At 48.9% G+C, this 14,547-nt stretch carries 14 protein-coding genes; 4 read left to right on the top strand and 10 right to left on the bottom strand.

Annotated elements, in window-relative coordinates:
• Positions 1-178 precede the first annotated feature (178 nt).
• Entirely contained in the window at positions 179-1,255 is a 1,077-nt protein-coding gene (locus tag C8275_RS08375; protein WP_022385628.1) for a YeiH family protein, read from the top strand.
• A gap of 189 nt (positions 1,256-1,444) precedes the next feature.
• On the opposite strand, the gene C8275_RS08370 is transcribed toward C8275_RS08375, so the two are convergent.
• The 10 genes from C8275_RS08370 to C8275_RS08325 form a co-directional block, all read right to left on the bottom strand.
• On the bottom strand, positions 1,445-2,596 hold the full coding sequence (locus C8275_RS08370) for an MFS transporter (protein WP_022385629.1): 1,152 nt from the start codon (positions 2,594-2,596) through the stop codon (positions 1,445-1,447).
• Between the two features lie 99 nt (positions 2,597-2,695).
• Complete coding sequence (gene galE, locus C8275_RS08365) at positions 2,696-3,730, bottom strand: UDP-glucose 4-epimerase GalE (RefSeq protein WP_106484793.1); 1,035 nt, start codon at positions 3,728-3,730, stop codon at positions 2,696-2,698.
• A gap of 22 nt (positions 3,731-3,752) precedes the next feature.
• Positions 3,753-4,640 carry a sugar phosphate nucleotidyltransferase gene (locus C8275_RS08360; RefSeq protein ID WP_369861212.1) on the bottom strand — a complete coding sequence of 296 codons (888 nt, stop codon included), beginning with the start codon at positions 4,638-4,640 and terminating at the stop codon, positions 3,753-3,755.
• Between the two features lie 250 nt (positions 4,641-4,890).
• Complete coding sequence (rsxA, locus tag C8275_RS08355; protein WP_022385632.1) at positions 4,891-5,493, bottom strand: electron transport complex subunit RsxA; 603 nt, start codon at positions 5,491-5,493, stop codon at positions 4,891-4,893.
• A gap of 17 nt (positions 5,494-5,510) precedes the next feature.
• Positions 5,511-6,095 (bottom strand): RnfABCDGE type electron transport complex subunit E, encoded by a 585-nt coding sequence (gene rsxE, locus C8275_RS08350; protein WP_022385633.1) that lies wholly within the window; start codon positions 6,093-6,095, stop codon positions 5,511-5,513.
• Between the two features lie 13 nt (positions 6,096-6,108).
• A complete protein-coding gene (locus C8275_RS08345) occupies positions 6,109-6,741 on the bottom strand; it encodes an RnfABCDGE type electron transport complex subunit G (RefSeq protein ID WP_106484792.1) in 633 nt (210 codons plus the stop codon).
• On the bottom strand, positions 6,738-7,727 hold the full coding sequence (locus C8275_RS08340) for an RnfABCDGE type electron transport complex subunit D (protein WP_106484791.1): 990 nt from the start codon (positions 7,725-7,727) through the stop codon (positions 6,738-6,740). Before C8275_RS08340 ends, C8275_RS08345 begins: the two co-directional genes overlap by 4 nt.
• Positions 7,728-7,741: 14 nt before the next feature.
• Positions 7,742-9,079, bottom strand: a complete 1,338-nt coding sequence (gene rsxC / locus C8275_RS08335) for an electron transport complex subunit RsxC (RefSeq protein ID WP_106484790.1) — start codon at positions 9,077-9,079, stop codon at positions 7,742-7,744.
• A gap of 21 nt (positions 9,080-9,100) precedes the next feature.
• Positions 9,101-10,009: a Fe-S cluster domain-containing protein gene (locus C8275_RS08330; RefSeq protein ID WP_106484789.1), complete on the bottom strand. Its 909-nt coding sequence runs from the start codon at positions 10,007-10,009 to the stop codon at positions 9,101-9,103.
• Between the two features lie 24 nt (positions 10,010-10,033).
• Complete coding sequence (locus C8275_RS08325) at positions 10,034-10,459, bottom strand: SoxR reducing system RseC family protein (protein WP_022385638.1); 426 nt, start codon at positions 10,457-10,459, stop codon at positions 10,034-10,036.
• A gap of 414 nt (positions 10,460-10,873) precedes the next feature.
• Here C8275_RS08325 and C8275_RS08320 point away from each other — a divergent pair, with 414 nt between their 5' ends.
• From C8275_RS08320 to C8275_RS08310, 3 genes are all read left to right on the top strand, one after another.
• Positions 10,874-12,865 (top strand): OPT family oligopeptide transporter, encoded by a 1,992-nt coding sequence (locus C8275_RS08320; RefSeq protein ID WP_106625773.1) that lies wholly within the window; start codon positions 10,874-10,876, stop codon positions 12,863-12,865.
• A gap of 91 nt (positions 12,866-12,956) precedes the next feature.
• Positions 12,957-13,814 (top strand): alpha/beta hydrolase, encoded by an 858-nt coding sequence (locus tag C8275_RS08315; protein ID WP_106484788.1) that lies wholly within the window; start codon positions 12,957-12,959, stop codon positions 13,812-13,814.
• Positions 13,815-13,927: 113 nt separating this feature from the next.
• Positions 13,928-14,476: a 30S ribosomal protein S16 gene (locus tag C8275_RS08310; RefSeq protein WP_022385641.1), complete on the top strand. Its 549-nt coding sequence runs from the start codon at positions 13,928-13,930 to the stop codon at positions 14,474-14,476.
• Positions 14,477-14,547 lie beyond the last annotated feature (71 nt).

Raw genomic sequence — 14,547 nt, 5'->3', positions numbered from 1 at the left:
CCCCCTGCAACTTTCATATTTAAACATTATTTAACTAGAAGCTATTAAACCTTTCAGAACTTGCTTTATAAGATTTAGTTATATCCTATAATAAAAAGACAATTGGACGGCCTTGGCATAAACTGTACCTTTGCCGACGTAAAACAAAAAAATACTAATTCATAAACTGACAACCACTATGTTTTCAGAAAAACGAGCCAGCACCCTGCACGGTGTATTGCTGATTGTACTTTTCTCCTGCTCGGCTTTCTACATCGCCGAAATCCCCTTCGTCCAACAATTGTCATTCAGTCCACTCATTGTGGGAATCATCCTGGGTATGCTTTATGCCAACAGCCTTCGGAACCAACTGCCCGAAACCTGGGTACCGGGTATCAAACTGTGTACCAAACAGATTCTACGCACAGGTATCGTGCTCTACGGTTTCCGACTGACCTTCCAACAAGTCATGGAAATCGGATTGCCCGCAGTTGTCATCGATGCCATTGTCATTTTCATTACCCTTGCACTGGGAATGATTGTCGGACGCATCCTGAAGATGGACGAAAAAACCGCTCTGATGACTTCCACCGGTAGTGCCATTTGTGGCGCAGCAGCAGTTCTGGGTGCTGAACCAGTGGTCAAATGTGCGCCTTATAAAACAGCCATCGCCGTCTCCACGGTGGTCATCTTCGGCACCATCTCCATGTTCCTCTACCCTATCATGTATCGTACCGGCATCGTTGACCTTGATCCTCAGAGCATGGCCATCTATACCGGTTCGACCCTGCACGAAGTGGCGCATGTCGTGGGTGCCGGGAATGCCATGGATGCCACCGGTGCCCTCCATCTTGCCGACCAGGCTACCATTACCAAAATGATCCGTGTGATGATGCTGGCTCCCGTGCTGCTCATTATGAGTTATATCATCGCCCGGGTACGGCATCACCGCCATACGGATGTCTCAAAGGACGGGAAAAGCAAAATTACCATTCCCTGGTTTGCCTTTGGATTTATCCTCGTCATCGGTCTCAACTCATTGCTTCAGGCATGCAGTTTCATCCCGACGGAGGCACTGCACAGCGGACTGAAAGCCATTACGACACTGGACAACTTCTTGCTCACCATGGCAATGACAGCACTGGGTGCCGAAACAAGCTTCGACAAGTTCAAGCAGGCGGGAGCCAAACCGTTCATCCTGGCTTTCGTCATTTACATCTGGCTGTTGGGCGGTGGATACATCATGGCAAAGTATCTGGCACCAGCCTTAGCATAAACCAGTAAAGCACGCAGACCTCATACATGTAGCCTTCGTGCTTCACTGAAGTGGCGGACAGACGGACCTAAGTATCATACTTAGCCTGCCTAAGTATTATACTTAGGGTATCAAAGTATTATACTTAGGTCCATCTAAGCCGTACTTGTATCCAAACGAACCGGCACTTGTCAGCGCAATAAAGCCGGCCTATTCATTCCGTTCATACCGACGGATAAAGACGACAAACACCAGAGTGCCGACCAAGGCGAATAAAGAGCCTATCAATGCAGAATAGCGGACGCCCCATCCGGCATCAATCGGTAATCCGCCGAAAAAGGCTCCCAATGCATTGCCCAGGTTAAAAGCCAGCTGAACCATGGCACCGCCCATCAGTTCTCCACCCGGCGAATGACGCAAAAGCAACAGTTGCTGGGGAGATGAAAGCGCAAACAGACAACCGGTCGTAATACACATCAACAGCAAAGACAACCAGGCATACGAAGCCATCAAGAAGATGGACAGCAATGACAGGCAGGCAACCAACTGAGTAAGCATGGAGACACGTGCCGGAGTAAACCGGTCGGAAAGGACGCCTCCCAGGTAATTGCCCACACACATGCTTCCGCCTGCCAACAACATCAGAATCGGCATAACTCCCACTGGATACCCCGACACATCGGTCATCAAGGGATTGATGTAACTATACCAACAGAAGATGCCCCCGTTTCCCAAGACAGTCGCTGCAGCCAGCAGCCAGGGTTGCGGCTTTTTCAGAAAGCGGAACTGACCTTTCATGTTCGTCTTCGGCATGGCCGGCAAGACCGGTATCCACCGACAGATGAACCATACCGTGACCAATCCCCATACGGTGGCAAAAGCAAACACGACTCGCCACGACAGATAATGCCCGAGAAGGTTGCCCAAGGGAACTCCCATCAGGTTGGCTACTGTCATGCCCATGACCATGGTGGCAACAGCCGACGTACTTTTACCTTTCTCTGCCAGATGATTGGCAATGATGACGCCGGTTCCGAAATAAGCTCCATGAGGCATTCCGGAAACAAAACGGGCGCAAAGCGTCAACCAATAGTTCGGTGAGAGCGTGGTCACCAGATTACCCACAATGAACAATGTCATCAAGGCATACAGAATGGTTTTCAGCGGCCAATTCCGGGTTACAATTACCAGTAAGGGTGCTCCGACACAGACTCCTAACGCATAGGCGGAAATCAGATGCCCGGTCTCAGGCAATGAGACACCGAAGTCTGCTGCCACATCGGGCAAGATACTCATCATGATGTATTCAGCAATGCCTAAGCCGAAGGTCCCGAAGGACAACGCGTAAAGTCCTTTTTTCATAAACCGATAGTTTAGTTTGTAGTTCGCAAACGGACAGTAAAAAGAGGTTGCTCTTCCTTTGCAAGCAACCTCTCCGATATCCTGTTCAAATCATATCTCTTATTGAATACCTCTTTCACGCAGTTTCAACTGCCAGTTCCAGGCAGAGCGAAGCGTATCTTCGATGCTGGTTTCAGCTTTCCATCCCAACACCTTATTTGCTTTCTCCGGATTTGCCCAGACCTGCTCGATATCGCCCGCACGGCGTCCTGTAATCTGATAGTTCAGCTTTACGCCGGTAGCTGACTCGAAAGCATGAATCAACTCCAGCACGGACAATCCGCGTCCGGTACCGATATTGAAGACTTCAACCTTCTCGTCCTGCTTGTCTTCCAGCATACGGGCAATGGCATGGACGTGTGCTTTCGCCAGGTCAACCACATTGATATAATCGCGGATGCAGGAACCGTCCGGAGTATGGTAATCATCTCCAAAGACACTCAGCTTTTCGCGGATTCCGATGGCAGTCTGAGTCAGGAAAGGAATCAGGTTCATGGGCACCCCGTTCGGCAGCTCACCGATAAGTCCGCTGGGATGCGCACCAATCGGATTGAAGTAACGCAACAAGATGGCACGAATCGGAGAACCGGACTTCACCGTGTCTTGAATAATCTCTTCATTGATTTGCTTGGTATTGCCGTAGGGCGATTCCGCTTTCTTGATAGGAGCATCTTCGGTGACCGGCAACACGTCCGGCTGTCCGTAAACGGTGCACGAAGAAGAGAAGACAATGCCTTTTACCGCATAGTTGGGCATCAGCTCCAGCAAATTGATGAGCGACACCAGGTTGTTCCGGTAATACAACAAAGGCTTCTGAACCGACTCCCCGACCGCCTTGCTGGCTGCAAAGTGAATGATGGCACAAATGCCTTCATGCTTGCGGAATACCTCTTCAAGTGCAGCATAATCCAGGCAGTCCACCTGTTCAAATGCCGGTCGAACACCGGTAATCTGCTCTATATTGTCCACAACATCGGCACGCGAGTTGGACAAGTTGTCCACAATAACCACTTCATAACCGCTATTTTGAAGCTCTACGACCGTATGCGAACCAATATAACCGGTTCCTCCGGTCACCAAAATTTTTCCTTTCATACTAATTTCATATTTAGTTGTGTCACATTTCATGCTGTTCTTCTGCAAACAACCGCAAAGGATATACCCCTTTACGAATCATCTCATTCATACGTAACAAGGTCTGGCTCTTATCATCCGGTGAGACCAGTGCCATCCATCGTGCGGCAGTCGGCAAGTGGCGGACCCGAGCCCCCTCATCAATCCACTCATTCACGAACTCCGGCAAGATGTAAGCCTGTTTCGTGTCCATGCCATGCTGCCTGACAAACCGGTCAAAGCCCCGGTCCAACGCATCAAAGACACGTGGTGTAAATCCCCACATGTTCATGGACACACATGCCTGCTCATCCAGATTGACCCACACGTTTCCGGCATCCTTGTACATGGGATGTCCTCCGACCCGCTCCACACCGGCCAGTTCGTCCACATGCAACAGATACCCGTCATCGTCGAGCTGACAGATTCCCCGGTTGGCTCCTCCCGATTCCGGCAAGACATTTGCCAGTTTGTAACCGACAAAGAATGCGTCATAAGAGGCACTTTCCAACGACTGCAGACCATGATAAAGCAGTTCGAAGCTCTCCCGTTGATAGAAGTTCACCGCATTGATTACAGCAAACGGGCCACCCTCCAGCAGGCTGCGTCCGCGTAACAACGCATGTGCAGAGCCCCACAATGCCGTCCGCTTCGGATTCCTCCAGGCCTCCGGGACATCGGTCACATCCTGGTAGACGTAGTCAACATCTACCACAGACTTGTATTTGGAAGAAATAGTTTCCTTAAAAGCTTTTTCAAAAGAGGGGTTTATTACAAAAATGATACGTTTAAACCCTACTTGAATGGCATCATAAACCGAATAATCAAGGATAGTTTCACCATGTGGCCCGATACCGTCAAGGTACTTCAGACCGCCATAACGGTTTCCCATCGTTGCAGCTAAAATCACAAGTGGTGCTATCATTCTTTTCCTGATTTTAATCTCTCGCAAAGGTAAAAAAATCATTGTACAAAAAACGGTGCATCCGGATATATTTTCAAGACATCAGCCGCCCCAAAAGTAAAATCACAAGAGGAACAGACTGAAAAGGAACGAGTGGACAAGCATGCAGGGAATGTCCCCTCACCCGCTTGTCCACCCGTTCCCTTCTTATACAGAACAGATGCAACGTATCTGCCAATCAATCCAAACCAAACAAGGTCGAAAGTCCCTTATCCACCCCGGAGAATCCCATAAAGGCCATAGCCAGGAGACCGGCTGTCACCAGTGCGATGGACATGCCCCGCATCCCTTTGGGAATATTGACCAAGGCCAGTTGCTCCCGAATACCTGCAAACACGATAAGAGCCAAGGCAAAGCCAAGTGCCGTAGAGAAGGCATAAACAACTCCCGTCAGCAAGTCAAAATCCTTTTGAATCACCAAGATGGTAACACCCAGGATGCAGCAGTTGGTTGTAATCAAAGGCAGGAAAACGCCCAAAGCCTGATAGAGAGCCGGAGAAACCTTTTTCAGAATAATCTCCACCATCTGTACCAACGCGGCAATCACCAGAATGAAGGCTATCGTCTGCAAGTAGGCTATACCGAACGCATCCAGTACAAACTTCTGGATGACATAAGTCACAATGGTAGCAATTGTCAGTACAAATGCTACGGCAGCTCCCATACCACAGGCCGTTTCTATCTTCTTTGACACCCCGAGGAAGGGACAAATTCCCAAGAATTGTGACAAAACAATGTTGTTCACAAATATGGCTGTAATAAATATCAATACGTATTCCATAAATCAACAGTTAGAGGTTATGCCTTCTTTAATCTATTCACAATGGCAATCAGGTAGCCAAGAGCAATGAAAGCTCCCGGTGCCAATACAAACACCAGCATCCCATAGTCCTCAGGCATTATGGTAATATTGAAAAGCTTGCCTGTACCCAGGAACTCACGGATTCCACCCAGGATGGTCAGGGCAATTGTAAAGCCAAGTCCCATGCCCAAGCCGTCGAAGAACGAAGCGACGGCACCATTCTTGGCAGCAAAAGCTTCGGCACGTCCCAGCAAGATGCAATTGACCACAATCAGAGGGATAAACAATCCCAAAGTTGCATAGAGGGCAGGAACGTATGCCTGCATCACCATCTGGAGCAAAGTCACAAACGAAGCGATGACCACGACAAAGGCCGGAATACGAACCATATCCGGAATGAGATTCTTTATCAACGATATCACCACATTGGAGCAAATGAGCACAAACGCCGTAGCCAGTCCCATGCCCATTCCGTTAATGGCAGAGGAAGTCGTACCCAAGGTCGGACACATTCCCAGCAGCAGGACGAACGTCGGATTCTCCTTGACGATACCGTTCATCAATACTTTAAAATTATTCATAGCCTCTCCTTTCTTAATTTTGTTCTACATGCGAGGTGGCGCCTGTCGTTCCATTCAGACCGGCCGCCTCATTTCCATTCTGCTTGGCATAGGCAGCGTAGGCGGCATTGACTGCATTCAGGAATGCACGCGACGTAATGGTCGATGCCGTAATGGCATCAATCTCTCCTCCGTCTTTACTTACCGTCAGAGGTTTATCACCGGGGTTCTTTCCGGTAATGTCTCCCTTGCCTCCTTTCTTAAACCAGTCGGCAGCCTTGGAACCCAGTCCTGGAGTCTCGGCATGACTCAACAGGGAATAGTCGATAATCTTGCCGTCGGCGTCAAATCCTACCAACACCGTCAAAGCTCCGCCAAAACCATTTGCCGATGATTCGACGGCCGCCCCGATGAACTTGTCTCCTTTCGTAGCCTTATATATTTTATAGGTCACACCATCCACCTCAATAGTGTCAGGGTTTGCTGCCGGCTCATTGTCAAAACCGGGAACGACCAACGCAATGGCGTCACTCAACGCTTTTGCATTCGCCTGTGCAATCGGCTCAGCCGTCAGCTTGTTCACATAGCCCAGCAACAAGCCTGCTACGACAGCGACTACGGTCAACACAATGACCATATTCTTAAATGAAGATTCCAGCTTTTTCATTTCTTCTTGACCTCCCCGAATCTTTTAGGTTTACAATAGTTATTAATCAGCGGAGTGAATGCATTCATAATCAGAATGGCAAAAGACATGCCTTCCGGATAAGCACCGAAGTTGCGGATAACCACAGTCAAGAAGCCGATAGCCACGCCGTAGATAATCATGCCCTTGTGCGTCATCGGAGAAGTGACATAATCCGTCGCCATGAAAATCGCTCCCAGCATCAGACCTCCGGTAAACAGATGTACGGCCGGAGAAGCATAGAGTGTAGGATTAGCCATATGCATCAAACCGGAAAAGACAAAGACCGTAGCCAGAATAGACACCGGAATATGCCAGGTGATAATCTTCTTCCAAAGCATATAAAGCAAACCGATGAGCAGCGCCAACGCACTGACCTCACCCAACGAACCTCCGGTAGCTCCGATAAACAAGTCAAAAGAAGACGGAAGCTGCTCCAACGCCGAAGCATCCCCATGAACAGCCATCTTCATCAGCGCAAGCGGAGTCGCTCCGGTCTCAGCATCCAAATAAGAAGTGACCTGACCAATCTTAGGCCAGCTGGTCATCTGAACCGGGAATGAGATGAGCAGGAACACACGCCCCACCAAAGCCGGATTGAACGGGTTACATCCCAAACCGCCAAATGTCATCTTACCAATTCCAATAGCAACCAGAGCGCCAATGACAATAATCCAAACTGGAAGATTGGACGGAACATTGAATGCCAGCAGCACACCCGTTATAATTGCCGAACCATCCAGAATCGTCGTTTTCTCCCGCTTGAGAATGAACTTGGTAATGACCCATTCAAAGAACAAACAAGACACAACCGAAGTCAATGTGACCACAGCTGCCCCCACACCGAAATAAATCAGCGAGACGAGCAATGCCGGAATAAGGGCGATAAGCACGCCATACATATTCTTCTGAACACTGTCGCCGCTATGAACGTGCGGGGATAAAGACACTATCAATTTATTTGCCATACGTGTTATCTCCTTTACTTTTTAGCGTTACGTGCACGAATGATTCCACCGACCGTTCCCTTACCCAGACGAATATAGTCCAACATGGGGCGATGCGACGGACAAGTGAACTGACAGGAACCACATTCGATGCATGACATGATATCTTCTTTCTCTACGCGTTCCCACTCCTTGTGCATGGACAATGTTGCCAGGAGGAACGGTTCAAGTCCCATCGGGCAGGCACTCACACATTTCGCACAACGGATACAAGGTTGAGCTTCGCCGCGGGATGCCTCTTTCCCGTTCATCAACAGGACACCTGAGCTACCTTTACAGATGGGGACTTCCGTATTGACCAATGCCTTGCCCATCATCGGACCGCCGCCGATCACTTTACCCGTATCTTCAGGCATGCCGCCGGCAGCCTCAATCAGCTGACTCATCGGCGTTCCCATACGGGTCAGGAAGTTCGACGGGTTCTTCAATGACTTGCCAGTCACCGTCACGACGCGTTCAAACAAAGGTTTGTTCTTCATCACGGCTTCATACACGGCATAAGCCGTTCCGACATTCTGAACGACAGCTCCCACGCTGATAGGAATTGCAGGCGGTGCAGGCACCTGGCGATTGATAATGGCATCAATCAGCTGTTTCTCTCCACCCTGCGGATACTTCACTTGCAGGGGAACGATTTCAATGCCCGGATAGCCTTCAGCCTTTTCTGTCATGACACGGATCGCATCCGGCTTATTGTTTTCTATACCAATATATGCCTGGTCCACTTTCGCTGCCTTCATCAGCAAGGAGACTCCAACCAGCACTTCGTCCGTCTTTTCCAACATCAGACGATGGTCTGCCGTGAGATAAGGCTCACATTCCACACCATTGATGATGACGCATTCAGCTTTCGCTCCCGGAGGAGGACAAAGCTTCACATGGGTAGGGAAGCAGGCACCTCCCATACCAACGACACCGGCCTCCTTGATTTTTGCAACAATTTCCTCGGGAGACAAAGAGCATTCACGCACCAGTTCGGCACTCCGATCGATGCTTTCCTCCCATTCATCTCCTTCCACATCTATATAAATAGCCGGCTTACGATAACCACTGGCATCCACTACCGTATCAATCTTGCTCACTTTGCCTGACACGGAAGAGAAGACAGGAGCAGACACGAAGCCTCCTGCTTCAGCTATTTTTGTACCGACTTTCACCAAGTCACCTCGCTTGACAACGGGAACCGCCGGGGCACCGATGTGTTGCGACAAAGGGAACACGGCCTGTTTGGGCAGTGCAAGTGCTTGAATGGCTTTGCCGGCGGACAATTTATTTTCTGCTGGATGAACTCCACCAATTCTAAATGTCTTCACGTTCGTATCTTTTAAAATCCATTATTCATTCACGTTCTCTTTGGCTTCAGCCTTTGCCGGTTGCACCGTCTGAGCCGGTTTCTCCTCAACTGAAGTTTCTACCTTTGGCTTACGGGGAGGAAAATTCACAGCCAGAATCGCTCCCTGCGGACATTCAGCCTCACACTTGCGGCACAGTTTACATTTGGCCGGGTCAATATAAGCCAGGTTGTTCTCCAGGGTGATTGCTTCAAACGGACAGACCTTCACACATTTTCCACAACCGATACAACCGACGGAACAAGCCTTACGGGTCTGTGCCCCCTTGTCCTTGTTGACACACGAAACATAAACGCGGCGATTGTTCTTACCCTTAGGACGCAGTTCGATGATGCGACGAGGACATGCCTTCACACAAGCTCCACAAGCCGTGCAAGCATTCTCATCCACCTCCGGCAACCCGGTCTCCGGGTTCATGTGGATGGCATCAAACTGACACGCATCTACACAATCGCCACAGCCCAGACATCCGAATGTACAATCGGTCTCACCTCCATAAGTAGCATTTGCCACAGCACAAGAAGACACACCGTCATACCGTGTCGTACGCGGACGATGTTCACAACTACCATTACAACGGACAACTGCCACTTTGGGCTCTGCCGATGCAGCTTCCAGCCCCAGGATGGCAGCAACTCGTGCCATCACCGGCTGACCTCCCACCGGGCACAACTTACCTTCCAAAGAGCCGGCTTTCACACAAGCCTCTGCAAAGCCGGCACATCCGGGGTAACCGCACCCTCCACAATTGGCCTGAGGCAACACTTCTGCAACCTCACCAATCCGGGGATCTTCATACACTGCGAATTTCTTGGAAGCAACGAACAGTACGATAGCTGAAATCAGACCGATGGCTCCCAACGAAATCACAGCAACCAGAATTAAATCCATAATAAGTTAGTTAATTATAATTAATCATTTATCTGTTGTTTCTATTTGGAAAGAGAAACGTCGTTTGATACGTCCACGCAATGCATAAAGTACGGCGTAATAAGGCAATAAGGTCAGCAAAGCTCCCAACGCAGAAACGGCTTCGTCTCCTCCAGTCAACCGATAGAGAACAAACAAAGCCGCAACCATCACCAAAAAAGGTACACCAAAAGCCAGCCCAACAGCACGCATTCCCATGGAAGTCGTACCATAGACCACTACCTCCTGGCCCAAATGCAGCGAAGAGGTATCAGCATCATATATATCAATGAGTTTTTCCTTGCTCTCTGACGATGAGCAAAAGGACTTGGCAGAACACGATGAGCACGCCGAAGTCTGTACTATCCGTACCTTTACATGAGTGCCCACAATGTTTTCCACAGTACCTTGATGTTTGATTAAGTCGGTCATTTTGTAAAATCCACTTTACAATTTGACTGCAAAAATAATAGAAATATTTTAGGAGTCATCTGATAAGCCTACATTTTTTATCGTATCCGTTGAGTTTCTTTCACGTCTTCATCTCATGGCAATACAAGCCCGAACTTCAGAGACATGTATGTCAAACTGCCCTGCCGGCTTGTCAAAGTTGGGAAACATGCCTTGCACCACCATGATTCCTCTCTGGTTGCAACCGCAGCACCCCTCGTTGCCTGAAAACAATGCGATTCACAAACTATCAAAACGTCCGCAGGAAACGTCAAAATCAGATTCTCATGTAAAAAATAATAGCAAAAGATAGGGATAAACCGTAAATTTCGATAATTTTGTCTTCCATGAATGCGCTTAATCATTAACAAACGTACTACTAATAGATTTACAGAAATGAAACAAGACGAAGAGAAGAAAACAGGCTTGCCTGAGAACGCGTTCAGGCCGCTAAAGAAAGGAGAGACCTACGAACCGGTGATGTCACCGAAAAAGAACTATCCGGAAGTAAACCTATGGTCCGTTTTATGGGGTATTGGCATGGCAATTCTATTTTCCGCCGCAGCAGCCTACCTCGGTCTGAAAGTCGGACAGGTATTTGAAGCTGCCATTCCGATTGCTATCCTCGCTGTCGGTATCTCCGGAGCAGCCAAACGCAAGAATGCACTGGGAGAAAATGTCATCATACAGTCTATCGGCGCTTGCTCGGGTGTCATTGTAGCAGGAGCTATCTTCACTCTTCCAGCCTTGTATATTCTGCAAGCCAAGTACCCTGAAATGACCGTCAACTTCCTGCAAGTATTCATCAGTTCCTTACTTGGTGGCGTACTGGGTATTCTGTTCTTGATTCCTTTCCGTAAATATTTTGTAAAAGACATGCATGGTGAATATCCTTTCCCGGAAGCGACAGCGACCACACAAGTGCTGGTTTCCGGAGAAAAAGGAGGCAGTCAGGCAAAGCCATTGCTGCTTGCCGGACTCATCGGCGGTCTTTATGATTTCATTGTAGCCACATTCGGATGGTGGAACGAGAACTTCACGACCCGTGTGTGCGGTTGGGGTGAAATGCTGGCAGAAAAGGCCAAACTTGTGTTCAAGGTCAACACCGGTGCAGCCGTACTGGGTCTGGGATATATCGTTGGACTGAAATATGCAGCCATCATCTGTTTCGGCTCACTCAGCGTATGGCTGATTATCATCCCGGGCATTGCACTTATCTGGGGCGATCAGGTGCTGAACATGTGGGACCCTAACATCACCTTGACAGTAAGCCAGATGAGTCCAGAGCAGATCTTCACATCTTATGGCAAAAGCATCGGTATCGGCGGTATTGCCATGGCGGGTATTATCGGTATTGTGAAATCATGGGGACTGATCAAAGGTGCCGTCGGACTTGCCGCTAAGGAGATGAAAGGCAAAGGTACTGCGAACGTAGAGGTAGAACGTACTCAGAAAGATTTGTCCATGAAAATCATAGCCATAGGTTCCATTCTGACACTGATTCTGGTAACCCTGTTCTTCTACTTTGATGTCATGCAAGGTAACCTCCTCCACACGATTGTAGGTATTCTTGTGGTGGCAGTCATTGCCTTTCTTTTCACAACTGTAGCAGCCAACGCCATTGCCATTGTCGGTACCAATCCTGTATCAGGAATGACACTGATGACATTGATTCTTGCTTCCGTCATCATGGTAGCTGTCGGACTGAAAGGCACAGGAGGCATGGTAGCAGCCCTGGTGATGGGAGGCGTGGTATGTACGGCTTTGTCCATGGCCGGCGGCTTCATCACCGACCTGAAGATTGGCTATTGGCTAGGTACCACTCCGAAGAAGCAGGAAAGTTGGAAGTTCCTCGGAACATTGGTTTCAGCAGCCACAGTAGGCGGCGTCATCATGATTCTGAACCAGACCTACGGGTTTACCAGTGGACAACTGGCTGCCCCGCAAGCCAATGCGATGGCTGCCGTCATTGAACCGTTGATGAGTGGTGTCGGTGCTCCGTGGCTACTCTATGCCATTGGCGCAATCATTGCCTTGGTGCTCACTTACTTCAAAGTACCGGCTTTGGCCTTTGCCCTGGGTATGTTCATTCCTTTGGAACTGAATATTCCTCTTGTTGTCGGTGGCGCCATCAACTGGTACGTTACGACTCGAAGCAAGGATGCAGCAGTCAATGCCGCACGAGGAGAGAAAGGCACTCTGTTGGCATCAGGATTCATTGCCGGTGGTGCATTGATGGGTGTAGTCAGTGCCGCCATGCGCTTTGGAGGAATCAACCTTGTACACGAAGAATGGCTCGCTAACCCGATGAGCGAGGTCGTATCTATTATAATGTACGCGATCCTTATTATATTCCTAGTAAAGGCCAGCATGAAATTACAAAAATAAACGATTGCCTTATTAACCAACCAACGCAGACTGATGCTTCCGGTGGACAGAAGCATCAGTCTGCATTCCTTTTAAACTAAAACCTACCGTTATGAAAAAAAGAGTTTTCCTGATGGGACTGCTTCTGTCCTTCCTCACCGGACTACAGGCACAAAAGCCCATCATCCTCCCTGTATGGGAACAAGGCGCCCCCGAATCGAACGGGCTGACAACAAACAGTAACGAGAAGGATGCCGGACGCACCCAACATACAAACGAAGCACAGCTATATGTCTATCCGGCAGCCCACCCGAACGGTATGACCATTGTATGCTGTCCGGGCGGAGGCTATGCTCATTTGGCCATGCAGCATGAAGGTACCGACATGGCAGCCTGGATGAATAGTCAAGGCATCACGCTGGCCGTATTGCAGTACCGCATGCCCAACGGACACAAGAATATACCTTCCTCCGATGCCTACCAAGCCATTCGACTCCTGAAACAGCATGCAGAGGAGTGGCATATCGACTCAAACAAAATAGGCATCATGGGTGCTTCAGCCGGAGGTCACCTGGCAGCGACCGTTGCCAATCTGGCTCCGGCAGATGTTCGCCCGGCTTTCCAGATTCTCCTCTACCCCGTCATCACCATGGGCGAAGGAACACATCAAGGTTCACGAGAGAACCTGCTGGGCAAACAGGCTGTAGAAACCGATGTTCATGACTTCTCCATGGAATTACGAGTGAACGAACAAACTCCGAAAGCGTTTATCGCATTGTCTAGCGACGACCGCGCCGTACCTCCCGGCAACAGCCTCAATTATGCGACATCTTTAGGTAAAGCGGGTATTCCATACAGCCTTCACGTTTATCCCATTGGAGGACATGGATGGGGCTTCCGTGACAGCTTTCCCTACAAACGTCAATGGACAGGTGAGTTGGAAAAGTGGCTTCGGGAGATAAATCAATAAAAACGAACCGTCTGTAGTTGATAATTAGAATAAAAGCACTATCTTTGCAGCCGCTAATACGGGTTATTAGCATAATTCAAATCAATTATTAAACAAAAAAACAGTTAGTAAGAATGGCAACTAAAATCAGATTGCAAAGAAGAGGACGCAAAGGCTATGCGTTCTACTCAATTGTTATTGCAGACGTAAGAGCACCACGTGATGGTAGATTTACTGAAAAAATTGGTACTTACAATCCGAACACCAATCCTGCCACAGTAGATTTGAATTTCGAGCGCGCCTTGTATTGGGTGAACTGCGGTGCACAACCCACAGACACCGTACGCAACATCTTGTCCAGAGAAGGTGTTTATTTGATGAAACACTTGCAAGGTGGTGTGAAGAAGGGCGCATTTGACGAGGCTCAGGCTCAAGCTAAATTTGAAGCTTGGAAAGCTGACAAACAAAATGGTCTGGCTGCTTTCAAGGCTAAACAAGAAGAAGAAAAGAAGGCTGCTGCCAAGGCCCGTCTGGATGCTGAGAAGAAGGTTAATGAAGAAATTGCCAAGAAAGTAGCTGAGAAGAAGGCTGCTGAAGCTGCTGCTAAGGCTGAAGCCGAGGCTGCTGCAAATGCAGAAGCTGCTGAGGCTCCTGCCGCAGAAGAGGCTCCCGCAGAGGCATAATTCTCTTCTTCAATAAATGGTATTAAATCGAGTAGGAGGTAAATACTAATCATAGGCATTTATCTCCTACT

The organism is Bacteroides sp. Marseille-P3684, assembly GCF_900291465.1.
In the GTDB taxonomy this organism is placed as follows: Bacteria; Bacteroidota; Bacteroidia; order Bacteroidales; family Bacteroidaceae; genus Phocaeicola_A.
This window is presented reverse-complemented; position numbering and strand designations above follow the sequence as displayed.

Bases quoted from the DNA above. Each gene is read 5' to 3' on its own strand.
- C8275_RS08310 (WP_022385641.1), top strand. From the start codon at position 13,928: ATGGCAACTAAAATCAGATTGCAAAGAAGAGGACGCAAAGGCTATGCG.
- C8275_RS08360 (WP_369861212.1), bottom strand. From the start codon at position 4,640: ATGGGAAACCGTTATGGCGGTCTGAAGTACCTTGACGGTATCGGGCCA.
- C8275_RS08330 (WP_106484789.1), bottom strand. From the start codon at position 10,009: ATGGATTTAATTCTGGTTGCTGTGATTTCGTTGGGAGCCATCGGTCTG.
- rsxE (WP_022385633.1), bottom strand. From the start codon at position 6,095: ATGAATAATTTTAAAGTATTGATGAACGGTATCGTCAAGGAGAATCCG.
- C8275_RS08325 (WP_022385638.1), bottom strand. From the start codon at position 10,459: ATGACCGACTTAATCAAACATCAAGGTACTGTGGAAAACATTGTGGGC.
- C8275_RS08340 (WP_106484791.1), bottom strand. From the start codon at position 7,727: ATGGCAAATAAATTGATAGTGTCTTTATCCCCGCACGTTCATAGCGGC.
- C8275_RS08315 (WP_106484788.1), top strand. From the start codon at position 12,957: ATGAAAAAAAGAGTTTTCCTGATGGGACTGCTTCTGTCCTTCCTCACC.
- C8275_RS08345 (WP_106484792.1), bottom strand. From the start codon at position 6,741: ATGAAAAAGCTGGAATCTTCATTTAAGAATATGGTCATTGTGTTGACC.
- rsxA (WP_022385632.1), bottom strand. From the start codon at position 5,493: ATGGAATACGTATTGATATTTATTACAGCCATATTTGTGAACAACATT.
- galE (WP_106484793.1), bottom strand. From the start codon at position 3,730: ATGAAAGGAAAAATTTTGGTGACCGGAGGAACCGGTTATATTGGTTCG.
- C8275_RS08370 (WP_022385629.1), bottom strand. From the start codon at position 2,596: ATGAAAAAAGGACTTTACGCGTTGTCCTTCGGGACCTTCGGCTTAGGC.
- C8275_RS08375 (WP_022385628.1), top strand. From the start codon at position 179: ATGTTTTCAGAAAAACGAGCCAGCACCCTGCACGGTGTATTGCTGATT.
- C8275_RS08320 (WP_106625773.1), top strand. From the start codon at position 10,874: ATGAAACAAGACGAAGAGAAGAAAACAGGCTTGCCTGAGAACGCGTTC.